The organism is Fimbriimonadaceae bacterium, from assembly GCA_019454125.1.
Classification (GTDB): Bacteria; Armatimonadota; Fimbriimonadia; order Fimbriimonadales; family Fimbriimonadaceae; genus JALHNM01.
In genome coordinates this window covers 1-22,037 of the sequence record CP075365.1, presented here as the reverse complement: position 1 = coordinate 22,037, position 22,037 = coordinate 1, and the positions used below count along the sequence as shown (strand labels likewise).

Genomic DNA, 22,037 nt, shown 5'->3' with positions numbered 1-22,037 from the left:
TATGAAAACGCGAACCACCACGACCCTTGCGCTCATCGTGCTCAGTGCCCTGGCTATCGGGCAAGGCGCCGCCGCGCAAGGACAGCAGTCGACAGGGCAGGTCCCGCCCTTGACCCCGCAACAGATCGCCGACGTGAAGAAGCTCCTCGAGGAGAAGGAGAAGGCCGAGCGCCAAGCGGTCCGCGAAGCGGAACTGGAAGGCGTCCGGGTGCGGCTCGGCGATATCGGCCAGTTCCGCGGCGCCCGGCGCAACGTCCTCACGGGCATCGGCTTGGTCGTCGGCTTGGCCGGGACGGGCGACACCAAGTCCACGCCCTGGACGCAGACGCTTATCAGTAACTACTTAAGCCGCTGGGGCACGATCGTGGACCAGGCTCAAGTGAAAGGCAAGAACATCGCCACCGTTATGGTGACGGCGGAGCTTCCGCCCTTCATCGCGCCCGGCTCGCGGGTCGACCTTACGGTGAGTTCGAACGGCGACGCCAAGAGCCTCCAAGGCGGCGTGCTCCTGCCGACGACGCTCGCCTCCATGACGGACGCGGACACGGTGATGGCGGTGGGCTACGGTGCCGTGAGCATCGGCGGCTTCGACGCCTCTTCCGGGGGTTCCGGCAGCCGGAAGAACCACCCGACGGTCGGCGTGATCTCGGGCGGGGCGACGGTCGAGAAGAGCGTCCCGACCCAATTCGTCTTCGAAGGGGGGGTGATGTACTTCGACCTGGACAAGCCGGACTTTACGACGGCGGAACGAACGGCGGCCACCCTCCGCGACCAGTTCCCGGGCTATCAAGTGACGGCCTTGGACGGGGCGACGGTGAAGATCGTGGCGCCGAGCGGGGAGAGCCCGACGTTCGTGGCGCAGCAGGTCGAGGCGACCGAAGTCCTGGCGAACACGCCGGCCAGCGTCGTGGTGAACGAGCGGACCGGCACCATCGTGGTCGGCGGCAACGTGCGGCTCGGCCCGGCAGTCATCGCCCACGGCTCTTTCGAAGTCCGCATCACGACGGACTACGTGATCAGCCAGCCCGCCCCGTTCTCCCAGGGGGAGACGGTCGTCATCGCAGTGCCGCAGGTGGATGCGGGCGAGACGAGGGCCCAAGTCCAGCTCGTGCCGCCCGGCGCCACTTTGGAAGACCTCTCGCGGATCTTCCAGGCCCTGAAAGTTTCCGCCCGGGACGTCATCGCCATCTTGATGGCCTTGCAAAAGCAGGGCGCCCTGAAAGCGAGGATCGAAGTCCAATGACGACGCGCATAGAAGGCACGCTGAGCGGCCCGATCGGTGCGGCCCGGAATTCGGGCCCTGAGCTCCGCAGCGATTTCCGCCAGTCGCTGGAGACGGCGCTGAACGGCTGGCTGGGGCAGGTTTCCCGGTCCCCGATCGTCGGTGCGGCGAAGGCGGTGGAGCAGGTTGCCTCGGGCGGCAAGCTCGACCTTTCGAAGCTTTCGGAGACGACCCGCCGTGACCTGGTGAAGCTCCAGAGCGCCGCCGAGGGCCTGGAAGGGTTCTTCATCAAGGGCTTGCTGGAACAGGCCCAGAAAGTCAAGTTTGTCGAGGACAAGTCGCCGATGGGCGACTTCGCCCGAGACCTCATGAACCAAGCCGTCGCCGACGCGGTCGCCAAACGGGCGCCCGGCCTCGGCATGGCGAAGATGGTGTTCGTGCAAACCGCCGGACAGATCGTCAAATCGGCCGCAAGCCGCCCGACCCCGACCACCGAGAACAACCCATGACCACGACCACAAAGAAGACCAAGGCCCTCGAGGCCCTCTGGTGGGATTGGCTCAGCACCTCTGAGAGGCTGCTCCGATCCCTCCACGAACAGACCGCGGCGCTCACCTTGCGCGATCCGGACCGGGTCGCCCGCATCCAGCCCGAACTGGACGCGATGATGGCGCTGATGGAGGATATCGATGCCCGTGCGCTTGCCTGTGCCAAAGAGCTGGCCGAAGAACTGGGTCGCGAGCCCAACCTTCGAAGCTTGGTGCAGGGACTTGACCGCGCCGAAGGCATGAGCCTCCAAGCCGTCGCGAACCGCGTCATCGTCGTGGCCCGGAACGTTCAAGACGTCGTGGCGAAGAACCGTGCCCTCATCGAGAACGAGATCGAGTACTTCAACGGCACCACCGCCTTGATCGCCAAGGCGGCCGCGGAACAGCAAGGGCCGTACGGACCGCCCGAACCTGTGACAAACGTCGTTATGAACCAGGCGGCCTGAGCCGACAATTACGCCATGGCCGGCCCATTTGGTGGACTCAATGTTGCGAGCCAGGCCCTTCGGAGCTTCCAAAGGGCGCTCGCGACGTCGGGCCACAACCTTGCGAACGTGAACACCCCGGGTTATTCCCGGCAGCGTGTCACCTTTGCCATGAACGAACCGATCAAGTTCTTTGAGAAGGGCTGGCGGGCCGTGGGGCAGGGCGTGAGCGTCGTGGGCATCCAGCGTATCCGCGACAACTATCTGGAGGTCTCCGCAAACAAGAGCACGGCCGAACTGGCCCGGCTTGAGACGACTTCGGGCGGCCTCGGCCGCATCGAGGAGATCTATAGCGAGCTTGGGGCGGGTTCGATCTCAGGCGCCCTCGACAAGTTCTTCGATTCTTGGAGCGGCCTGGCCGCAAACCCTTCGGACACGGCCGCCCGGGTGGACGTGAGAGGGGCGGGGCAAGTCCTGGCGGACCGGATCCGCAACTCCTATGGCGACCTCCAGAGCCAGCAGATCGACACCCACCAGCAGATCAAGACGGCTATTCAGCAGGTCGACCTGCTCGCCAAGAAGATCGACACGCTGAACAAGGCGGTGCGGGCCTCCTTGGGCCAGGACGGCGAGAACGGCGACCTCCTGGACCAGCGCGACCAAGCGATCCGAGACCTCGCGGGACTGGTCAACGTCTCCACCTCGACCTTCCCAGACGGCTCGATCGCGGTCTATGCGGCGGGCTATACGTTGGTGGACAGCGCCGGCTCCCGGCCCTTCCCCCAAACCTACAATTCCGCGACCGGGACCGTGAACGATGGCAGCGCCGACTACGTGGTGCGGGGCGGCACCTTGGCGGGCCTCCTCTCGACCCACGCCGCCTATGAGAACCAGAAGGCCACTCTGGACGGTCTGGCGAACTCGCTCAAGTCGCAGATCAACGGCATCCACTCCACCGGTTACAACTCCTATGGCGCGACCGGGGTCAACTTCTTCAACGACGGAGTCCCCCAGACCGGGGCTGCGGACTTCGACCTGACGACCGAGATCAAGAGTGACGTCAAGAACATCGCCGCGGGCATGACCGCCAATCCGGGCGACGGCGCGATGGCCCAAGCCCTGGCCGGACTTCGCGACACGGCCATCACCGGCCTGGGGAACGTCACGTTCCACGACTACTGGCGGGACAACGTCAGCAAGCTCTCCGGCGAGGTCAACTACTACAGTTCGCTCGCCGACACCGAGCGGTCGGTCAACGAACAGATCCAGAACCGGATCCAGGCGGTTTCCGGCGTTTCCATCGACGATGAGATGGCGGACATGGTCAAGTTTCAGCGGAGCTACCAAGCGGCCGCTCGGGCGCTCACGATTTTCGACCAGGTCGCGGAAGACCTGATCAGCATGGTCCGCAGGTGAGGTGAAGAATGAGGATTAGCACCGGATACCAGTACCAGTCCCTGACAAAGCAGATCCAGCAAAGCTATTCGCGCTGGATCAGCGCCCAGCAACAGGTGGCGACGGGCAAGGCCTTCCAGCGGCCGAGCGACAACCCGGCCGCGATGCAGTCGCTCCTCCCGGCGCAGACTTTGCTGAGCCGCATCGAGCGTCTCGACAAGAACCTCCTCGCCGCCGACGACTATCTCGGCAATACGGAAAACACCTTGAGCGAGGTGGGCACGATGCTCCAGCGGGCTCGGACGCTCGCCTTGAACGGGGCGAACGCCGCGACAACAAAGGAAGCGCGGGACGGGATGGCGACCGAGGTCGCCGAGATCCAACGCCGGCTCGTGGACCTCGCCAACAGCCGGGGCTCGAACGGCCAGTACATCTTTGCCGGTCAGAAGACCACGACGAAGCCCTTCACCGTGAACCCGCCCGGGCTGGACTACAACGGCGACCAGAACCCGATCCTGATCGAGACGCGGATCGGCGAGCAGACCCAGGTGAACACGCAGGCCGACACATTTTTCCAGGGAGCGTACAGCGACCTTGAGAACCTGAAGAACGACCTACTGGGCGCGAACCAGTCCCGGCTCGGCGACCTCGACGTCCAAGCCTTGGCCGACCGCCACCAGGAGTCGCTCGTGATGCGCGGCAACATCGGCAACAAGTTGCAGACGGTGGCCTCGTTGCGGGAGAACAACTCCCGCCTCATCAACGAGACGAAGAAGAGGATCTCCGAGCTTTCGGAAGTCGACTTCACCGAGGCCGTCACCCAGATGACCCAGGCCCAGACCGCCTACCAGGCTGCGCTCCAGGTCACCTCCCGGGCGAACCAGCTCAGCCTCATGGACTTTTTAAGATGACGCAGCACCAAACCGTGACGTTGGACACGCCCCGCTTCGGCGAGATCGAATTTGATCCGGTCGATGTCTTGGAGTTTCCGGAAGGGCTCGTCGGGCTTCCGGCGATGCGCCAGTTCCTGGTGATCCCGCACCGCTCTGCCGGCCCCTTTTTCTGGCTGCAAAGCGTGGAAGAGCCGGGTTTCGCCGTCTTGACCGTCGACCCGGAGATCTATCAGCCCGGATACAGCACGCAGATTCTTAAGGTGCTGGGCCGTGAACCAGTGGACGGACCGACGGAACTCGTCTATACTGTTTGCACGATCCCGCCGGGCGATCCAAACGGGATGACGTTGAACCTCGCGGGGCCCATCGTCATCAATACCGCGACCGGGAAGGCGCGCCAGATCGTTTTGGAGTCGGACGCGTACCCGGTGCGCTACCCGGCCTTCAGACGGTTGAAGGAAGCGGCCTGACCGGGCAGAGCTCGAACGGGGTGCCAAGGAGGGCGCGTCCATGCTGGTCCTGACCAGAAAAGTAAACCAGAGCATCGTGATAGGCGACGGCGTCGAAGTCGTCGTCCTGGAAGTCCGGGGCGAACAGGTGCGGCTGGGCATCAAAGCGCCGCGCAACGTGGCCGTCCACCGAAAGGAGATCTACGACCAGATCCTGGCCGAGAACGAGGCCGCGGGCCAGACCCGGCCGGAAGACGTCCCCGAAACTTGACGCCCCTAGTCGCATGGTCGCGGCCGAGGGCTGCCGACGTGCCACCATTTCTAGCGCGTGATCGTACACTTTGGGCTTTCCGGGCTCCGACCGGAATGGCGCTCCTCTGTCGCCTGCATCGGCGTCTTCGACGGGGTCCATCTGGGCCACCGGGCCGTTGTAGGCAGAGCCCTGAGCGAGGCGACACGCCGCGAGGCGCCGACCGTGCTCTGCACCTTCGACCGTCATCCGACGACGGTCTTGGCGCCAGACCGGGTGCCGCCCTCGCTTGCGACCTTGGACCAGAACCTTGCCGAGTTCTCCCGGCTCGGAGTTTCGGTCACGGTCGTCCTTCCCTTCGACCGAGCCACCGCCGCGACCCCTGCGCAAGACTTCTTCGACACGGTCTTCCGGGACGCCCTGCGGGCGGAAGCGGTGGTGGTCGGCCACGATTTCGCCTTCGGAAAGGGCCGTGAGGGGGACACCTCCTGGCTCTCGGCCCGCATCGAGACGGTGGTGGTGCCGCCCTTCACCCTCGAGGGGCGTCGGGTGAGCAGCACGGAAGTCCGGGCGAAAGTGGCGTCGGGCGAGGTCGGCGAGGCTGCCCGGCTCTTGGGCCGCCCGTTCTCCCTGGCCGGGGTCGTGGTGGGAGGCGAGAAGCTTGGGCGCGAGCTCGGCTACCCCACCCTTAACATAGCCCGGGCCGACGACCAAGTCGTCCCGGCGGACGGCGTCTACGCGGGGCGTTGCCGGACCGTGCGGGGCACTTTTGGGGCGGCGGTGAGCATCGGGGAACGGCCGACGGTCGGGGGCACGGCCCGGGCGGTGGAGGCCCATCTGCTGGATTACGACGGCGAACCGCTTTATGGCACGGCGGCCGAGGTGGGCTTCCTGGCCCGGATTCGCGCCCAAGAACGGTTCGACGGGGTGGCGGAACTGCAACGTCAGATCAAGGCGGACGTTCACGCAGTCCGGGGACATCTGGAGCGGGCGACGGGACTCGAACCCGCAACATTCAGCTTGGGAAGCTGACGCTCTACCATTGAACTACGCCCGCCGGTCTTTTCAGTTGTCTTGGAGCGGGAGACGGGAATCGAACCCGCGTGGCCAGCTTGGAAGGCTGGAGCTTTACCATTAAGCTACTCCCGCGCTGCCCGGTTTATACCCTGGAAGATCGCCTGGCCGACCTGAAAATCCCAGTTCCCGGCCGGGCCCATTGCCTAGCTTCGCCCGTGTGCCATCATCCTTGCCCGCGAGACGACTTATGAAGGCTGAAACCCATCCCGTGAACCATCCTGTGCTCTTCGTCGACGGCGAACACGAGTGGCAGGGCGTCTCGACGATGAAGTCCGGCGAGACCCGCAGCATCGACGGCGTCGAGCACTTTGTGGTCCGCCTCGAGATCAGTGCCTTCACCCACCCGTTCTATACGGGCCAGAAGAAGATCGTGGACACGGCCGGCCGCGTCGAGAAGTTTATGCGCCGCTACGGCAACCAGCAGCAGAAGCCCCGCTAACAACTTTAGGCGTTTCCTGCGGTTTGCAGACGAATCTTTCGAAATTAACGCCATCTGCGTCTTATCGCGTTGGCTTAGGCTTCGCTGGGCCGAAGTTTGATAGACTCACGGCGTGAGCCGCGATGAGGCGTATAGAGACCGGTCGGTCCTGATCCACGGAAAGTTCCGGAGCGAGAAGTGGGACTTCCAAGACCACATCCTGCCCCCCATCACGACGGCCGTGAGTTTCCGGCTCCGCAGCGCGGAGCGGGGCGCCGAGGGGTTCCAGCAGTTCGCGAACCCGGACGTCGACCGCTCGACCGCCCATCCCATCTACATCTATGACCGGCTCGACGAGCCCTGCGTCGGCCTCCTTGAGGAGACCTTGGCCTTCGCCGAGAAGGGCGAGTGCGCGGTCTGCTTCGGCTCGGGGATGTCGGCGGTGGCGGCGAGCATCGGCATCCATGTCCGGTCGGGCGACCACGTGGTCTACCATCCGGCGGTCTATGGGTGCACTTACAGCCACCTGACGCGGTGGCTCTCGCGGTTCGGGGTCGAGGCGACCCCTGCCCGCTTTTCCGAAGCCCAGGCGCTGGAGGCGGCGGTCCGGCCGGAAACCCGCGTGGTCTACTTTGAATCGCCCTGCAACCCGACGATGGAACTGGTCGACCTGGAAGCCGTCGCCTCCTTCGTCCGGAAGGTGAACGCGGACAGGCCAGAAGACGGCAAGATCGTGACCGTCATCGACAACACCTTTGCCTCGCCCTACGGGCAACGGCCCTTGACTCACGGCATCGACTACGTCGTGCACAGCCTGACGAAGCACATCAGTGGCTTTGGTGCGACGATGGGGGGCGTCGTCGTCGGCCCCCGCAAGACGGAGACCGACCTCTTGCTGTACCGCAAAGACTTTGGTGGCTCGATGACGCCCGATGCGGCGTGGCACATCCTCACCTATGGAGTCCCGACTCTGGCCCTGCGGCTCGAGCGCCAGCAAGAGGCCGCCCAGCGGGTCGCCGAGTTCCTCAACTTGCACCCGAAGGTCGCCCGGGTGCACTATCCGGGCCTGGACACCTTCGCCCAGAAGGAGTTGGCCCTGCGGCAAATGCGCGACATTGACGGTGAATTTGCCCCCGGCGCCCTGATCTTCTTCGAGCTGAAGGGCTCGCCGGAGGAAGCTTACAATTCGGCGGTCAAAGTTTGCGACCACCTGGCTTCGGAGGCTCTGTCCGTGACGCTGGCCGTCTCGCTCGGCCAAATCCGCACGCTTGTTGAGCACCCGGCCTCGATGACCCACGCCGCGATCCCGCCGGAGGACCAGGCGAAGGCAGGGATCAGCCCCGGCGGCGTCCGTCTTTCCATTGGCCTGGAGGACGTTCGCGACATCCTCCGCGACATCGAATCGGCGCTGGCGCGAGCCTAGTCTTCGGCCACGGGGGTCGGCTCCGGTTTCTTAGGACCGAGGTCGACCACGGCGCGGTCAACTTGCGCCCGGTTTTTCGCGCGCTCCGCCTCAAGCTGCTTGCGCAGCTCGTCCCTTTCTGCCTCGGCCCTTCGAAGCATCTCCCCCAAGGCTGTGGCGATGATCTGTGCCCGGCTAGAAAAACCAAACTTGTCGCGGAGGCGCTTCCAGTGCGATTCAACTGTTTGCGGACTTATCTCAAGGATCGCAGCAATCTCTTTGTCGCTCCTCCCTGCGGAGGCAAGCTGCAAGATCTCGTTCAAACGTTTGGGAAGTTCCAAAAATATCCACCTGTGGTTGTTCTTCTAAGATTCTGGGCTGAAATTAGAAGGGCAAAGGCCGATGGCCGCTGACACGTCACACAGGTCTAAAAAAATACCTCAGTCGTGGCCGCAGATTGGAAGGGTAGTACACTCTTCTTGTCGTGGTTTCTTCAAAAAACAGCCGTTTTAGGCCTTTGACAGATGCGGATCCCCGCGTTGCCGAGATTATCAGCAAAGAAGAGCGGCGCCAGCAGACGAACCTCGAGTTGATCGCGAGCGAGAACATTGCGAGCCGCGCCGTCCGCGAAGCCATGAGCTGCGTCCTCACGGACAAGTATGCGGAGGGATATGTGGGCAAAAGGTACTACGGCGGGTGCGAGTTTGCCGACGAAGTCGAGAGCCTCGCCATCTCCAGGCTCAAGGAGCTGTACGGCGTGGCGTTCGCCAACGTCCAGCCGCACAGCGGCGCCTCGGCGAACCTCTGCGTATACAACGCGTTCCTCAAGCCGGGCGACACGCTGATGTCGCTCAGCCTAGCCGATGGGGGTCACCTTACTCATGGCTCGCCCGTCGCCCATAGTGGCCAAACCTATCGCATCGTGAGCTACGGGTTAAAGGCTGACGAAACGATAGACTACGATGCGCTGCGGAAGACGGCGTTAGCGGAAAGGCCGAAGATTATCGTGAGCGGCGCCAGCGCCTATTCTCGGGAGTTCGACTTCCCCTTTATCCGGCAAGTAGCGGACGAAGTCGGCGCGATCCACCTGTGCGACATGGCCCATTACGCGGGGCTCATCGCGGGCGGGGTCTACCCCACGCCGGTCGGCCACGCCCACATCATTACCTCGACGACCCACAAGTCGCTTCGCGGGCCGCGCGGAGGCATCATCCTCTACGACGACGAGGCCTTCGACAAGGCGATCCGCATGTCCGTGTTCCCCGGCATCCAGGGCGGTCCGCTCATGCACATCATCGCGGCCAAGGCGGTCGCCTTCGGTGAGGCCCTGCAGCCCGAGTTCAAGGAGTACGCGGCGCAAGTGAAGAGAAACGCCCAGACGCTGGCCGCGGCGTTGACCGCCGAGGGGTTCCGCATCGTGAGCGGAGGGACCGACTCGCACCTGATGTTGGTCGATCTGCGCGCCTTCGGCGTGACCGGCAAACTCGCCCAAGAAGTGCTGGAGAAGGTCCACATCACCACGAACCGCAACGCGATCCCGAACGACCCCGAGAAGCCGTTCGTCACCAGCGGCGTGCGGCTCGGTACCCCAGCCACCACCACCAGGGGCATGGGCGAGGACGAGATGAGGCAGATCGCAGGATGGATCGCGGCGGCCCTCCGTGACCACGGGGACGAATCGAAGCTGGCCCGGGTGAAGGAGGAAGTCCTGGCACTTTGCGCCCGGTTCCCGATCCCGAGCCTGCCGACCCCGTAACGAGAGACGCCCCTCCCCGCGAGTCCGCGAGGAGGGGCGTTTACTTTGTGCGCGTGCTTGACCTAGCGCCGCAGTTCTACCGTGACGAGGCCATAGGGGCCGGAGAGCACGGCTTCAGGGATCCCGTCACCGTCCAGGTCGGCTATCGGGATGGATAGGGCCGAACTCGGCGCGGAGACCGGGAAGTTGTCCAGGGTCCATTTGCCAAATCCGACGCCGCCCCCGACGTAGGCGACAGCGGCGAGCTTGCCCGCATCCAGGAAGATGAAGTCCTTGGCGTTGCCCGCGAACGCGTCGAAGAGCACGAGACCCGTGCCGGCGTTCTCGCCCGGGGAGACCTTGCCCGCGATCGTGCGGACCTGGAGGCCGGTGCGGCCGTTGCGGCCGATCAGGCTCCCGTTCTCGCTGGCGATGAAGACCTCGGGCTGCCCGTCGTTATCGTAGTCGCCCGTCGCGATGGCGGTGGTCGGCGAGGTGTTGCGGACGTTCCATTGGACCCCCTTGGTCTTTCCGTCATAGGCCCGCGTGTATTTGTCGCTGACCACGATCTCGAGCTGGGCGTCCCGGTCGAGTTGCGCGACGCGGAAGAACGACGGGATGCCGGCGCCGGCCACAAGCTCCGGCGACTTCCAGATCTGGGCGCCCGTGTCCGAACGGAACGCGTAGACGTAGCCTTTGTTCGGAGTGCCGACCTCCAAGGTCGAGACAAGCAGGTCGATCACGCCGTTGGCGTCAATATCGCCCACGGCGATGGCGAGCGGCTGCCCGCTGAAGGGGGCCGTCTCGATGTTCAGAACCTCGTCCTTGGCGTCGTAAGCGATGATGTGGCCGCCGTCCAACCGGTGGACGACGCCGATGATCTCGTCCTGCGGGTCCGCGTCGATGTTGGCGAGCGTGACATAGGGGAAGGTCAGCAAGTTGGTCGGAAGGGAACCGGGCTGCTCGCGCCAGATCTCCTTTTTCGTCTTGCCGTCGAGGGCCATCAGCGGCCGGCTCGAGTTGGGAATCTGGTCGGCATAGACGATGTCCTGTTGTCCGTCGCCGTTGATGTCGCCGACCGCGATGTGGAAGGGAAGGCCCTTGACGTGGCTGCTCGACCATTCAACCCGGCGGTTGCGCAGATCGGCGATATCGATCTGGGTGGTGCGGATCCCGTAGCTCCCGGAATAGCGGAGCAACTCGACCTGGTTGTCGCCGTCGAAGTCTCCGCCCCTAAGCGTCCACGGTCCGGCCGGGCCGGGCATCGTGACCTGGCGCTTGAGGGCGCCGGTCACGCCGTCGTAGAGCGAAATGCCTTCTGTCTGGCCGATCGTCGTCGGCGCCGCGACTTCCAGCTTGCCGTCGCCGTCGAAGTCCGCGACCGCGATCGAATAGCTCGCGCTGCGGCCGGGCACCGAGCGCAAGAACTTGCGGTTGCCGTTGTCCAGGTCGTAGACGGCGAGGTTGCCGCTGAGGTTGACTACGAGCTCGTCCTTGCCGTCCGCGTCGAGGTCCGCAAGGACGAACGAGTGGACGGTGCCAAAGGCGTCGAGCGACAGCTGGAGCGCGCGGCTGGCCCCGTCATAGACGTCGAAGCCGGTGCCGTCGTTCCGCGCGAAGACCAGCTCAAGCTGCAGGTCGGTGTCGACCTGGCCAAAGGCGTATTCGCGGGAGGCGAGGAGCCGGTTGGCGTAGAGCCGCTGGCCCTGGGCGTTGACGATCTGGAAGAGGCCGTTGCCGGTGCCGAAGAAGTTCAGGGTGTTCGGCCCCGCGAGCGGGCCCGCAGAGACCTTGTCCAGCAGGACCGGCCCGGGGAGCAGTCCGTCTTGGACGACGGGGAAGCCGCTGATAAAGCCGACTTTCGAGTTGTCGAGATAGACCAGGTTGTCCCATGTCAGCTGTGGGTTGCGGTAGGCACCCATGACGACGCCGCTCAGCGGGTACTCGAAGTCGCCGTTGTCGAGGTGGCGCAGTTGGTAGTTGCCGGCGCCGGCGTAGTCGAGGACGAAAATTCGGTTGTCCGAGCCAAGGACGACTTCGCGTGCGCTATCGCCGTCGAGCTGCCCCACGACAAAGTGGGAAGAGTTGACGGGGAGCCGAAGGGTTGGCTGGAACCAGTCCGGCTGGAGGCTCGCGGACTGTGCGGCCGCGGCGAGAAGCAGCGGCGCAAAGGCGAGGGCCTTGTGCGAGAAGGGCATAGTGTGTTTGACGAGCATTTTGATTATTCTGGTTCCTGAGTCCTGATCGAGCGGTTTATCCCGGAGGCGTCCCGGAATCCATACGGGAGCAGTTCCCGGTCTAAGGACTACGTAAATCTATGAGTTTTGGCGTCCCTTTAACTTTCGACGACAGCGGTTTCAGAGGGGGGTGCGAGCTCTTCGGGCGTTTCGACCGGGTGGGCGTCGCGGAGCTTCGCCATCTTCTCGTCGAACATTTGTCGGGGCCGGTCTTGGAGCGCCGGTTCCCTGCCCTCCAGCATCGCGACCAGCGCGGCGCATTCCGACTGGCTGAAGCGCACCGAGTTCAACTTGTGCTCCTCGAACGCCTCGTAGGCCAGCGGTGCCACCGCCCGGGCGCACAGCGCCATCGCTTCCGCATAGACGCGGATCTCGTATTGGGCGTGGGCGTCCAGGCGGAGGGCCAGGAAGTGGAAGAGGTTGTGCAGGTCGCACTGCCAGTACCACTCTGTATAGAGGCTTAGAGGCAGGTTCGCCCGGGCGACCTCGCGAGCCAGGCCCTGCTCGATCATCCCTTGGTAGTGGGCATAGAGCGTGCGCTGGTCCTGCTGCATCTCTTCGATGAGGCCGGCCGCTCCCGCCACCGTCTCCTCGCCTCGCGCCTGCTTGTTGGAGTCGCTCTGGCGCTGCATGGTCGCCGGTTCGGGGACGTAGAACTCGTCCCGCATGATGGAATAGCGCCCGCTGATCTCGTTCAGCCGCGCCGTGCGGTGCCGCACCCATTGACGCGCCACAAAGATCGGCATCTTGCAATGGAACGTGAGGACGACCTGCTCGAAGGGCGACGTGTGCTCGTTCCGCATCAGGTAGTGGATAAGGCCCCGATCCTGGCGGTACGTCTTCGTGCCGGCGCCATAGCTGACCCGTGCGGCTTGGACGATCCGCTGGTCGCCGCCCAGGTAGTCCACCAGCCGCACAAAGCCCTTATCGAGGACCTTCATCTCCTGGTCCAGCAGGGCTTCGGCCTCTGGCACGACGATATGAGCCATCGTCCCATTCTGGCCCAGAAGCGCTGCGGTCCATTGCCTGTCGCCAACGCCCGAGGGTATAGTGGCCGATTGGAGAAGGAGGTGGATCGAATGATGAACATCCTGAACAGCGCCACCCAGGCAGCGAAAGAGTAGCGGCAGCCGAGCGCCCGCACCCTCGCCTCACCCACGACCGTTAAAAGCGGCCCTGCCGCGCCTTCCCCTATGCGAACACTCACCTTAAGAGACATCACCACGCCTGCGGACTGGAGCGTCTACGCCAAGTTTTGCAACGTCCATACCCTTGAAAACCCCTCGACCCCCGAGCAGCTCGCCCACTGGGCCAGCGAGACGCCCGAGCGGGTGCCCCGACGGCGCTGCATCGTCGAACTCGACGGAGCGGAAGTCGGCGCGATCAACGTGACGCAAGCCTTCTGGAGCGCGGACGAAGGCCTTTTCTCCGTCCGGCTCTATCCGAGCCGTGAGGGCGATGCCGAGGCCCTTGCCGACCAGTTCTTCGAGATCGGCGAGAAGGCGGCCAAGGACCTGGGTTGCCAGCGCATCACCGTCTGGACCCGCACGGACATCCCCGAGACCGCGCACGTGGCGGAAGCCCGCGGCTACAAGATGGGCCAGCGCAACCCGGTCACCTCGCTCGACCTCGCTGCCTTCGACCCCTCCCCGTGGCAGGCCACGATCGACGCGGCCCTGGCGCGCGGTTACGAGTTCAAGACGTGGGCGGAGGTCGCCAAGACCGACCCTGACTACCGCCGCAAGTGGTGGGAGTTCGACATGGTGGCGATGGAGACGGTGCCGCTTCCCTATGAGTGGAAGGGCATCCCCTATGAGGACTGGCTGAAGTTCCTTGAGGACCCCAGCCTCGACGAGACGCTCCAGCTCAACGCCTTCAAGGACGGGGAGATCGTGGCGATGACGGGGGTCTTCCACAACCAAGTGGACACCACGATCTTTTCGACCGGCCTGACCGCCACCCACGAAGCCCACCGGCGGCAAGGGTTGGCCACCGCCCTGAAGGTGCAGAACCTCGCCGAGGCCAAGCGCCGGGGCGGCAAGCGGCTCTATACCGACAACGAGGAGAAGAACCCGATGTTGGGTCTGAACGTCGCCCTCGGGTTCTGTGAAGAGTACGCCTCCGTCCACTACGACCGGGCGATCTAGCCCGCCCGCCACCCATAGCCGCAGGCCGTCGGCCCGTGTACCCGCGATGGGCCGACAACCTGCGGTGAGACCGCACGGCCGCCTGCGCCGACCGACAACGGCCCCTCAACCGAATCGCGCCAGGATTTCGTCCTCGTCGTCGCGGCGGGTGGCGATGAGGATGCGGTCGCCTGCGGCGAGGACGGTCGACCCGCGCGGCACGTACGAGCGGCCGTCGCGGGTGAGGAGGACGAGCAGGGCGGTCGGCGGCATCCGCAGTTCCACGACCTGGCTCCCGTCGGCGGGCGAGCCTGGCGCGACGGTCGTCTCCAGCAGGTTCTTGCCGCCGACCTCGCGCATGTCCTCAGCGGGTTCGCGCCCTATGGGCGAGAGCACGCGCAGGGCCCTCGCGAGAGGGCGCAGGAGCGTGCCCTGCAGCAGCACCGAGGTCAGGACGATAAAGAAGACCAGGTGGAAGAGGTGGACCGCGTTCGGGACGCCCCGAACCACGGGGATCGTGGCGAGCACGATCGGCACGGCCCCGCGCAGCCCCGCCCAAGCGACGAAGACCTGTGCCCGACGCGCGATCCGAAACGGCGCGAGCGAGGCGGCCACCGCCACGGGCCTGGCCACGAAGATCAAGAACAGCGAGAGGGCCAAGGCGGACAAAGCCACCGGCGGCAGTTGGCTGGGAAAAGAAAGCAGACCGAGGAGGACGAACATCACGATCTGCATGAGCCAGCCCGCCGCGTCGTGGAACTGCCGCAACGAGATGCGGTGGACAAAGGTGCGGCTGCCCAAGGCGACCCCTGCGACGTAGACGCTGAGGAACGGGTTGCCGCCCAGCGCCCCCGCGCCGCCGAAGGCCAGGCACGCCGCCGCAACGGTCACCACCGGGTAGAGCCCGTCGTATTCCAGCCGGATACGATTGATCGCCCAGACCGCGCCAAGGCCGACCACATAGCCGATCGCCGCGCCAAGGGGCATCTGGACGAGGAGGCTCGGAATCATTCCCCAAGCGGTCGCGTTCGGGTCGACCGCGACCTGGGTGAGGGCCACGACCAGGAACACGGCCAGTGCGTCGTTCGCGCCGGACTCGAACTCAAGCAGCGGCGTGATCCGGTGCTTGAGCCGAAAGCCAGAGCCCCTCAAGACCCCGAATATGGCTGCGGCGTCGGTTGAGGAGACGACGGCGCCCAGCAGGAGGCCGAGGGTGATCGGCAACCCCAGGAAGAAGTGCGCGAAGAGTCCGACGAGGCCCGCCGTGACGAGGACCCCGAGCGTCGCGAGCAGCAGCCCGGGACGGGCTACCCGGCGCAAGTCCGTCCAGTTCGAGTCAAGGCCCCCGGAGAAGAGGATGAAGGCGAGGGCGACGCTCCCCACGTAGGACGCGATCTCGAAGTTGTCGAAGGGGATGCGCCCGGGGCCGTCGCTGCCCGCGAGCATGCCCAGCGCCAAGAACACCACGAGCGCGGGGACGCCCAGCTTTGTCGAGGCCTTGCTCGCGAGGACGCAGAGCAGCAGGAACATGCCCGCCACGAGCAGCGCGCCGTTGATTCCCGCTAGGCCGTCCACGGGCGCTATTGTCCCTGACGTGGGCCCGCGCCCTTGTCTCCGGCCCACAGCCCCACTCTTGAGGGGCGCAGGCCGATCCCTGCGGTGAGACCGCACGGCCGCGCCGGCGCAGGGACCCTTCGACCGGCTAGCGCCGCCGACCTCCGGACAGCCTGCGCCCATCGCCTTGCTATTGCCTAGGTGCCTTGGAGCTCGACCTTGCCCACCACCCCCAAACCCGCTTGCTCGCCCGTCGCCACGCGGGCGTAACGCGAGGCGAAGGCGTAAGCACCGGGGGGTAGAGGGAGGTCATAGGTGGGCTGGCCGGGCGGGAAGGGCGTGAAGGCGGCGGCGACGTACTGGTTGCCGGGGCGGCGGTTGACGTTGGCCAGCGGCTGCAGCATGAGCTCCGCCACCTCGCCCGGCCCGGTCGGCGAGTCGGCCGTGAACCGGACGCCTCCCTCGACCGCCTCGACCGTCAGCTTCGGTTGCTCGAAGATGAAGTCGTCCATCGGCGGGGTGCGGGGCGGGTCGCCGCCGCCGTTGAGCTGGAGCCACTTGGTGGTGAGCATCGTGAAGGCGTTGTAGGCGATGGGCGAGTACTCCACGAGGGTCGTGGACTGGCGGCGGCGGACCTGCGCGGCGTAGTCGCGCCAGGCGTCCACCTCGGCGGGCTCCAGCTCGTGCCACAGCGCCGCCGCGACCCGGAGCCGGTCGCGCCCCGCCTGCTGCGCCGGGGTCAGCACCTTGCGGAAGACCGGCCGCCGCCGCACCCCAAGCCCCGTGCGGGTCTGCACCACGACCACCTGGTCCAACCGCCCCCGCACCGAGTCGAACAACACCCCCGGCCGCGCCCGCGCCATACGACAGTTATCGGCCACCCCCCGTCCGCCCCTCAGGGGCCTTCGAGAGGTTAATCAGGCCTCTTTAAGGCCTCTTAACCCGCTTAAGGGGCCTCGAAGAGGCCTGCAAGAGGCCTCGAAGACCCCTGAGGGGAAATGCGCCCTACGGGTGGCATGGTTATGACCCGTCCGTGGCGGCGGTCAAACATCAAGGACGGACAAGGGTCATAGCCATGGGACAAGCCCTTTCACTCGCGTGGCTGAGCTGTTAGCCGCCGGAAGATGTTTATCATGAGTGGTCAGAGGGGCTGGGCTGAGGCGATGGTTGCGGCGGCTCCGACGGGGTGAGAGCCCATGGCTATGGTCCGGGCGTCAGTGGGCTTCACCCAGCGCCCAGCGAGGGCCATAACCATGCCACCCAACCCTCATGATGAAGCCACCCAGAAGAGCATGCCACCTGCCGCTATAGATCGCGGCGTAAGAGGGAACCTGTTTCGGCGTCGATGAAGTACTGCGACGGATGTCGCCCGGCGTCAAGATCCCCCTTGTCGACAAAACGCCATGCCAATCGGTACCTGCCGCCAGAGCCCTTTGCCCACCCAACTTTTGGCGTGATCTGAGCCCAATGCTTGCCTTTCGCTACCTTAGCCAAAGCGGATCGAGCAGCTGCTTCGTCTAGGTTGAGCCGAGCGGGGTCTCTATGATCGGGTTCTTGCCAACTCTGGTGGAAATCAATGAAACGTCCTGTCTGGGCGCACAGCGTGATCCTGCATCCTACGCTGACGTCAGACACGACTGGATAACCTGCTGTCAGCCCCTCATAAGCCGCATAGGTCTTGGTTCGCCTTGGTGGGTCGCCAGAACCATTCTGCACGAACTTGAAGTCGGTTCGACGAACTTGGCACTCTCCACGGACGGCGTCCACAATTTCTCTGAGCCTGGTAGCCGCCTCAAGTTCGCTTTCAAATGCCTTGCTCTTGTTAGCTCCCACGTTTCGGGCTATGTCGTAGCTCAGCTGCCCATCGTTGATCCGAACGACGTCGCCCTTCGGTGTTACGAGGATGAAAAGGTCCCGCCCCCCACCAACGACTGAGCACTGCCAGTGCCAGAAGTCGCCACCGTCCAACTTACGGCAAGTGTACGCATCGGTGGGCGCCTCAATTTTCAACTTCTTCAGTAGTGCTCGGCACCTGGAAGCCGCCTCTTCGGCGGTGACATCCGCTGAATCGACTCTTAAGATCACCGCTAAAGCCAGAGCGGCAATAACGAGGCCAAGCATTGTGAGTTTCATGATGTTACCGATGCCAACTGAGATTAGGGGTTGAACTTACTACGCCCTCGTACACGCCTTTTATTTTGTGGCATGATCGCCCCAAATTATAAGTCGGTGCTCCTGTCCTTGGGGAACAGGATCGTCGATATCCACGCTTGGGCCAAACACAGTCTCAGCCGCAAGCCTCGCATAGTGGACATTGTAGCCCTGCTTTAACGCCAAGAAGAACGCCTGCGCGAGCGGACGATACAGATTGAGGAGCACACCTCCGATGTATCCGCACTGTGCCTGATTCTCAGGGAACTCAGAAATTCCTGCGTACGCATTGCCATACGGGAAAAGGAAGCCCTCTGCAAACTGATTCGTTTCTCCAGTGTGGCAGCACTGGAGAAATGCCAAGTTAATCGGTATCGAACCAGTGTTGAAGGGGGGCAGTCCCGATCCGTTAGCCGCCTGACGAAGCGGCAAGATTGGCCTGTACCTTTCACCGGACATTGGGTTTCCTGCAACCCATTCGGCATCGTTTTTGTCGCTGAATGGTATGTAAGGCCGTCAGTTCCATCCGCTTCAGCTCTGAGCGATGCTAGAGTTCCGTCGGTGAAGTGCGTCGAGTCAATCATGTCCCCAACCGAAACGTGCTGGAGGAAAGGTAGCCCTGGTTCGCACGTGTTTCTTTCCACCTCTTCGCCGTTCACATACAGTCGGATCTCGGTAAAGCCCTGTGTGCCAATCCCTTCTATGACGGCATCTGCATTGGCTCGGCAGTTTGTGCCACTCCAATAGAACGGTTGCTGCACAGAAAAACCTCGACCCTTGCCCCTGCCAAGACCGCTCCGGGAAGCATCGCAGCCAGAAACAGAACCATTCTCATACCACGGTCAAGATACCGCCAACTTGCCCTCTTGTCGAGCGTTCCATTGGTTTTCGGAGGTGATTCGACGGGGCAGGTGGCCAGGGTGGCGGGATGGTAGTGCCCCGCCACCCCCTGTTCGGTGAACACCCACGGCACTGCCCAGGGGAATGCGCGCTAAGCGTAGAATAGAGCCAAGATGCCGCGATATCACCGACTCGGCCAGCTTCCGGCCAAGAAGCACGTGCAGTTCCGCAAGCCCGACGGCTCGCTCTACTCCGAGCAGCTCTTCAGCACCCACGGGTTCAGCGACATGATGTCGACCATGTACCACATCAACCTGCCGACGGAGGTCGCGGGGTGGGAGGACATGGGGCCGGTCGAGCCGCGCTACGTCAAGGACGAGGCCTTGCGGCACCGGCACTTCAAGACCGCGCGGCTGAAGCCGTGCGGCGACGCCATCACCGGGCGCATCCCGCTCATGGGCAACAACGACTGCGTCTGGAACCAGGCCCTGGTCGCCGAGCAGATGCAGGACTTCTTCAAAAACGCCCAGGCGGACGAGGTGCTCTTCATCCACGACGGCAGCGGCGTGCTGGAGTCGATGTACGGCGACGTGCCGTTCAAACCGGGCGACTATATCGTCATCCCGCGCGGCACGATCTGGCGGCTGCGCTTCGACAGCCTGCCCGTGCGCATGCTCACGATCGAGAGCTACGGGCCGGTCACGATCCCCAAGAACTACCGCAACCAGTACGGCCAGCTCCTCGAGGAGGCGCCCTACAGCGAGCGCGACATCCATCCGCCGGTCGAGCTGAAGACGTACGACGAGGCGGGCGACTACTACGTGGTGGTCAAGGCGCGCGGGCGGTACACGAAGTACCACTACAAGTTCCACCCGTTCGACATCGTGGGCTGGGACGGCTACGTCTACCCGTGGACGTTCAACATCCTGGACTTCCAGCCGATCACGGGCAAGCTCCACCTACCGCCGCCGATCCACCAGACCTTCGCCGGGCACAACTTCGTCGTCTGCTCCTTCTGCCCGCGCATGCTGGACTTCCACCCGGAGGCGATCGTCATCCCCTACAACCACTCGAACGTGGACAGCGACGAGGTGCTCTACTACTGCAACGACAAGTTCGGCTCGCGCAAGGGCATCGAGGAGGGCTCGATCACCATGCACCCGCTCGGCATCCCCCACGGCCCCCAGCCCGGCGCGGTCGAGCGCAGCATCGGCCATACCAAGACCGAGGAGCTCGCCGTCATGCTCGACACCTTCCACCCGCTCTACATGACCGAGGACGCGGTGGCGATCGAAGACCCGGACTATTGGAAGAGCTGGCAGACGCGGTGACCCGTGGGCGCAGGCTGTCCGCCCGTGCGGCAGCGATGGGTCGATACCTGCGGAGTCCGAGCGGTCGCATAAGCGCAGGGATCCTTCGGTCGGCTGCCGCCGACCTGCGGACAGCCTGCGACTACGGGCGGCGTCAGCGCGAGCAGGGTGTGGAACCGGCTAGGCACCACGGTTCAGGACACGGAAGGGCGTCGGTGAAGATGGTCCAATGGGGTCGCGCCACGACTTCTCCTCGGGCAGTATTGAGGCACATATGGTCGACGCGGGCGCGGTGGACGGAGCCGTCCAAGAGCCCACGAAAGACGAGACCCTTCGTATCCAGAAATGGATCCTTGACCACTTTCTTCCGCTCCCCGTGCATGAGATCGACCAGGATGCCGTGATTGGGATCGGCGGCGGCTATCGCGTTTAGGAAGTAGTCCTGTGTCGGCACGTAGAAGTAAGAGACGGGGCTCTGAAGCGCTTTCGAGGACTCCGTGTTAGCACCGCCTAACGGGTCGGAAGGGCAAAGGGCTACGGGCTTTGCGCTCTCGCCGACAAACTGAGCCATGTTGCTCGGAAGCCGGCCCTCGTTTGCATCGACGTATAGGGCCCAAGCAGCATAGAGCTGCCGCAAGTTGCTGACGCAGTTCGTCTCCCGGGCCCCTCGTCTCGAGTTGCCAAAGACAGGGTAGATGATGGCGACAAGGACCGCAAGCAAGGCGATCACCACCAAGACCTCGACGAAGCTTAGAGCCTTTCTCAATACCAAATTCTCCTGACCAGGGTCTGGACGCTAAATGCGCCAAGGCACGCTAAGGACAGCGCCAGGGTCCGTTCGAACAAGTTCCACAAGAAGTCGATCCAGAACGGTAAGTGGAGGATGTACGCTAAATAGCCCGCGGTTGCCGTAAGCACAAGACATAGCAGTCCCAAGCCGATAGCGGTGGCAGGGAACGCGCGTCGCAAACCGAACTCCAGCACGACAATTGAAGCGACCGAGGTCAGAGCGACGAGCACGTATGAAGAGGGTGCCAAATCGAGGGTCGTCCAATGGCCGGGACTATAAATCCAGGGAGGCCGGATTCCCGAGGCGATGGAGAGCGAGGCCATGCGAAGCGGGCCAAGGGTCGCCCTCGATAGGACGTCGACGAGCCAGCCCCCGAGAAACCCTCCCAACAGTCCAGCAAGAGACCGGTCCAGGAAGGGGACTTCAATCGACTTGCCCTTAACTTCCGCCGCCATTAGGCACGCAGAATTTATAGCCCGGAGGAACCGGAGGAACGCAACCGGTTGGTAAATTGTCTTGAGGCGGAATGCTGCACAGACAAGACTCTTCAGCCGTCTCCCAAACGTAGCCGTTGCAGTTATAGTACGTTTGGCCCGAGCAGGTGTAGGCGGTAAAGTCGTGGTAGTACATCCAACATCGGTTAGGATTGACGGCAACACGTTTACAGAAGGTCTATGTCATTGTGGACATAATGCACCCGGAGGGACAAATCGGATCCGCGTTGAGTTTTTCTTTGGCAATCTGGATGGCACCATCGGAAGGGAGCCCGGTCGCAAACATATTTTGTTTGAGCTCTCGAAAGGGGGGGGGGGGGGGGGGTGTGGGGCAAAGGGGAATCGGGGGGGGGGGGGAGGAGAACTGTGGGCAAATGGAATCGAGGTGGGGGAGGAGGAGAACTGTGGGCAACGGAATTGAGGTGGGGCAGGAGGAGAACTGTGGGCAACGGAATTGAGGTGGGGGAGGAGGAGAACTGTGGGCGACGGAGACGAGGGTGGGGTGGGGCAACTGAAAAGAGTGTCTGTCATTCCATTTTACATTGGCTGTGCCCGACTGCTGTGCTGACAGATATCTGGAGATCTTCAAAGTCTCCTTCTGGCTGGCCACTGGCGGTGTTATTTTACTGACGTTTATGGATCGACCTAACCACTATGCCATGATGTGTTTCGCGTTTGCCATTTGCGGCTTTTTTGCGTTTGCCGCCTTACCCGTGGGGCT

General features: G+C 63.8%; 21 protein-coding genes and 2 tRNA genes. 13 read left to right on the top strand and 10 right to left on the bottom strand.

The window, feature by feature from the left end; all coding sequences use genetic code 11:
• Position 1 precedes the first annotated feature (1 nt).
• Genes KF733_00115 through ribF form a run of 8 tightly spaced genes read left to right on the top strand, consistent with a single transcriptional unit; the run spans position 2 to position 6,214 of the window.
• Positions 2–1,243: a flagellar basal body P-ring protein FlgI gene (locus KF733_00115; protein QYK55895.1), complete on the top strand. Its 1,242-nt coding sequence runs from the start codon at positions 2–4 to the stop codon at positions 1,241–1,243.
• Positions 1,240–1,731, top strand: a complete 492-nt coding sequence (locus tag KF733_00110; GenBank protein ID QYK55894.1) for a hypothetical protein — start codon at positions 1,240–1,242, stop codon at positions 1,729–1,731. Before KF733_00115 ends, KF733_00110 begins: the two co-directional genes overlap by 4 nt.
• Positions 1,728–2,216 carry a flagellar export chaperone FlgN gene (gene flgN, locus KF733_00105; GenBank protein QYK55893.1) on the top strand — a complete coding sequence of 163 codons (489 nt, stop codon included), beginning with the start codon at positions 1,728–1,730 and terminating at the stop codon, positions 2,214–2,216. The genes KF733_00110 and flgN overlap by 4 nt, the downstream gene beginning before the upstream one ends.
• 15 nt (positions 2,217–2,231) lie before the next feature.
• Positions 2,232–3,611, top strand: a complete 1,380-nt coding sequence (gene flgK / locus KF733_00100) for a flagellar hook-associated protein FlgK (GenBank protein ID QYK55892.1) — start codon at positions 2,232–2,234, stop codon at positions 3,609–3,611.
• 8 nt (positions 3,612–3,619) lie between these two features.
• Positions 3,620–4,501 (top strand): flagellar hook-associated protein FlgL, encoded by an 882-nt coding sequence (gene flgL / locus KF733_00095; GenBank protein QYK55891.1) that lies wholly within the window; start codon positions 3,620–3,622, stop codon positions 4,499–4,501.
• Positions 4,498–4,953 (top strand): flagellar assembly protein FliW, encoded by a 456-nt coding sequence (gene fliW / locus KF733_00090; protein ID QYK55890.1) that lies wholly within the window; start codon positions 4,498–4,500, stop codon positions 4,951–4,953. The genes flgL and fliW overlap by 4 nt, the downstream gene beginning before the upstream one ends.
• Positions 4,954–4,993: 40 nt before the next feature.
• On the top strand, positions 4,994–5,203 hold the full coding sequence (gene csrA / locus KF733_00085; protein ID QYK55889.1) for a carbon storage regulator CsrA: 210 nt from the start codon (positions 4,994–4,996) through the stop codon (positions 5,201–5,203).
• 57 nt (positions 5,204–5,260) lie between these two features.
• Positions 5,261–6,214 (top strand): riboflavin biosynthesis protein RibF, encoded by a 954-nt coding sequence (gene ribF, locus KF733_00080; GenBank protein ID QYK57143.1) that lies wholly within the window; start codon positions 5,261–5,263, stop codon positions 6,212–6,214.
• On the opposite strand, the gene KF733_00075 is transcribed toward ribF, so the two are convergent.
• Together KF733_00075 and KF733_00070 are read right to left on the bottom strand one after the other, a co-directional pair.
• Positions 6,165–6,239: transfer RNA gene (locus tag KF733_00075), tRNA-Gly, on the bottom strand. The genes ribF and KF733_00075 overlap by 50 nt on opposite strands.
• A gap of 18 nt (positions 6,240–6,257) precedes the next feature.
• A tRNA-Gly gene (locus KF733_00070) sits at positions 6,258–6,331 on the bottom strand.
• A 115-nt stretch (positions 6,332–6,446) separates the two neighbouring features.
• Here KF733_00070 and rpmE point away from each other — a divergent pair.
• Positions 6,447–6,698: a 50S ribosomal protein L31 gene (gene rpmE, locus KF733_00065; GenBank protein ID QYK55888.1), complete on the top strand. Its 252-nt coding sequence runs from the start codon at positions 6,447–6,449 to the stop codon at positions 6,696–6,698.
• Between the two features lie 112 nt (positions 6,699–6,810).
• The gene (locus KF733_00060; protein ID QYK55887.1) at positions 6,811–8,100 is read left to right on the top strand and encodes an aminotransferase class I/II-fold pyridoxal phosphate-dependent enzyme; all 1,290 of its coding nucleotides are present in this window, start codon (positions 6,811–6,813) and stop codon (positions 8,098–8,100) included.
• On the opposite strand, the gene KF733_00055 is transcribed toward KF733_00060, so the two are convergent.
• Positions 8,097–8,402 carry a helix-turn-helix domain-containing protein gene (locus KF733_00055; GenBank protein ID QYK55886.1) on the bottom strand — a complete coding sequence of 102 codons (306 nt, stop codon included), beginning with the start codon at positions 8,400–8,402 and terminating at the stop codon, positions 8,097–8,099. The genes KF733_00060 and KF733_00055 overlap by 4 nt on opposite strands.
• A gap of 194 nt (positions 8,403–8,596) precedes the next feature.
• On the opposite strand from KF733_00055, the gene KF733_00050 reads away from it, so the two are divergent.
• On the top strand, positions 8,597–9,835 hold the full coding sequence (locus tag KF733_00050) for a serine hydroxymethyltransferase (GenBank protein ID QYK57142.1): 1,239 nt from the start codon (positions 8,597–8,599) through the stop codon (positions 9,833–9,835).
• A gap of 62 nt (positions 9,836–9,897) precedes the next feature.
• Here the strand turns inward: KF733_00050 and KF733_00045 are convergent, their stop codons facing one another.
• Both KF733_00045 and KF733_00040 read right to left on the bottom strand, forming a co-directional pair.
• Positions 9,898–12,030 (bottom strand): VCBS repeat-containing protein, encoded by a 2,133-nt coding sequence (locus tag KF733_00045; protein ID QYK55885.1) that lies wholly within the window; start codon positions 12,028–12,030, stop codon positions 9,898–9,900.
• A gap of 119 nt (positions 12,031–12,149) precedes the next feature.
• The gene (locus tag KF733_00040; protein ID QYK55884.1) at positions 12,150–13,040 is read right to left on the bottom strand and encodes an FAD-dependent thymidylate synthase; all 891 of its coding nucleotides are present in this window, start codon (positions 13,038–13,040) and stop codon (positions 12,150–12,152) included.
• Positions 13,041–13,244: 204 nt separating this feature from the next.
• On the opposite strand from KF733_00040, the gene KF733_00035 reads away from it, so the two are divergent.
• Positions 13,245–14,198 carry a GNAT family N-acetyltransferase gene (locus KF733_00035; GenBank protein ID QYK55883.1) on the top strand — a complete coding sequence of 318 codons (954 nt, stop codon included), beginning with the start codon at positions 13,245–13,247 and terminating at the stop codon, positions 14,196–14,198.
• Positions 14,199–14,303: 105 nt separating this feature from the next.
• On the opposite strand, the gene KF733_00030 is transcribed toward KF733_00035, so the two are convergent.
• From KF733_00030 to KF733_00020, 3 genes are all read right to left on the bottom strand, one after another.
• Positions 14,304–15,752 carry a potassium/proton antiporter gene (locus tag KF733_00030; protein QYK55882.1) on the bottom strand — a complete coding sequence of 483 codons (1,449 nt, stop codon included), beginning with the start codon at positions 15,750–15,752 and terminating at the stop codon, positions 14,304–14,306.
• Between the two features lie 176 nt (positions 15,753–15,928).
• Positions 15,929–16,594 carry a hypothetical protein gene (locus KF733_00025; GenBank protein QYK55881.1) on the bottom strand — a complete coding sequence of 222 codons (666 nt, stop codon included), beginning with the start codon at positions 16,592–16,594 and terminating at the stop codon, positions 15,929–15,931.
• 442 nt (positions 16,595–17,036) lie between these two features.
• Positions 17,037–17,864, bottom strand: coding sequence for a hypothetical protein (locus tag KF733_00020; protein ID QYK55880.1), 828 nt, complete (start codon positions 17,862–17,864; stop codon positions 17,037–17,039).
• A gap of 1,031 nt (positions 17,865–18,895) precedes the next feature.
• Between KF733_00020 and KF733_00015 the strand changes: the two genes are divergently transcribed.
• Positions 18,896–20,053: a homogentisate 1,2-dioxygenase gene (locus KF733_00015; GenBank protein QYK55879.1), complete on the top strand. Its 1,158-nt coding sequence runs from the start codon at positions 18,896–18,898 to the stop codon at positions 20,051–20,053.
• Between the two features lie 133 nt (positions 20,054–20,186).
• On the opposite strand, the gene KF733_00010 is transcribed toward KF733_00015, so the two are convergent.
• Positions 20,187–20,798: a prepilin-type N-terminal cleavage/methylation domain-containing protein gene (locus KF733_00010; GenBank protein QYK55878.1), complete on the bottom strand. Its 612-nt coding sequence runs from the start codon at positions 20,796–20,798 to the stop codon at positions 20,187–20,189.
• On the bottom strand, positions 20,795–21,277 hold the full coding sequence (locus tag KF733_00005) for a hypothetical protein (protein ID QYK55877.1): 483 nt from the start codon (positions 21,275–21,277) through the stop codon (positions 20,795–20,797). Before KF733_00005 ends, KF733_00010 begins: the two co-directional genes overlap by 4 nt.
• Between the last annotated feature and the right edge of the window lie 760 nt (positions 21,278–22,037).

What these genes read in the sequence shown, in the direction of transcription:
- KF733_00115 (QYK55895.1), top strand. Translation starts at nt 2, where the DNA reads ATGAAAACGCGAACCACCACGACCCTTGCGCTCATCGTGCTCAGTGCC.
- KF733_00110 (QYK55894.1), top strand. Translation starts at nt 1,240, where the DNA reads ATGACGACGCGCATAGAAGGCACGCTGAGCGGCCCGATCGGTGCGGCC.
- flgN (QYK55893.1), top strand. Translation starts at nt 1,728, where the DNA reads ATGACCACGACCACAAAGAAGACCAAGGCCCTCGAGGCCCTCTGGTGG.
- flgK (QYK55892.1), top strand. Translation starts at nt 2,232, where the DNA reads ATGGCCGGCCCATTTGGTGGACTCAATGTTGCGAGCCAGGCCCTTCGG.
- flgL (QYK55891.1), top strand. Translation starts at nt 3,620, where the DNA reads ATGAGGATTAGCACCGGATACCAGTACCAGTCCCTGACAAAGCAGATC.
- fliW (QYK55890.1), top strand. Translation starts at nt 4,498, where the DNA reads ATGACGCAGCACCAAACCGTGACGTTGGACACGCCCCGCTTCGGCGAG.
- csrA (QYK55889.1), top strand. Translation starts at nt 4,994, where the DNA reads ATGCTGGTCCTGACCAGAAAAGTAAACCAGAGCATCGTGATAGGCGAC.
- rpmE (QYK55888.1), top strand. Translation starts at nt 6,447, where the DNA reads ATGAAGGCTGAAACCCATCCCGTGAACCATCCTGTGCTCTTCGTCGAC.
- KF733_00045 (QYK55885.1), bottom strand. Translation starts at nt 12,030, where the DNA reads ATGCTCGTCAAACACACTATGCCCTTCTCGCACAAGGCCCTCGCCTTT.
- KF733_00040 (QYK55884.1), bottom strand. Translation starts at nt 13,040, where the DNA reads ATGGCTCATATCGTCGTGCCAGAGGCCGAAGCCCTGCTGGACCAGGAG.
- KF733_00035 (QYK55883.1), top strand. Translation starts at nt 13,245, where the DNA reads ATGCGAACACTCACCTTAAGAGACATCACCACGCCTGCGGACTGGAGC.
- KF733_00025 (QYK55881.1), bottom strand. Translation starts at nt 16,594, where the DNA reads ATGGCGCGGGCGCGGCCGGGGGTGTTGTTCGACTCGGTGCGGGGGCGG.
- KF733_00020 (QYK55880.1), bottom strand. Translation starts at nt 17,864, where the DNA reads ATGAAACTCACAATGCTTGGCCTCGTTATTGCCGCTCTGGCTTTAGCG.
- KF733_00015 (QYK55879.1), top strand. Translation starts at nt 18,896, where the DNA reads ATGCCGCGATATCACCGACTCGGCCAGCTTCCGGCCAAGAAGCACGTG.
- KF733_00005 (QYK55877.1), bottom strand. Translation starts at nt 21,277, where the DNA reads ATGGCGGCGGAAGTTAAGGGCAAGTCGATTGAAGTCCCCTTCCTGGAC.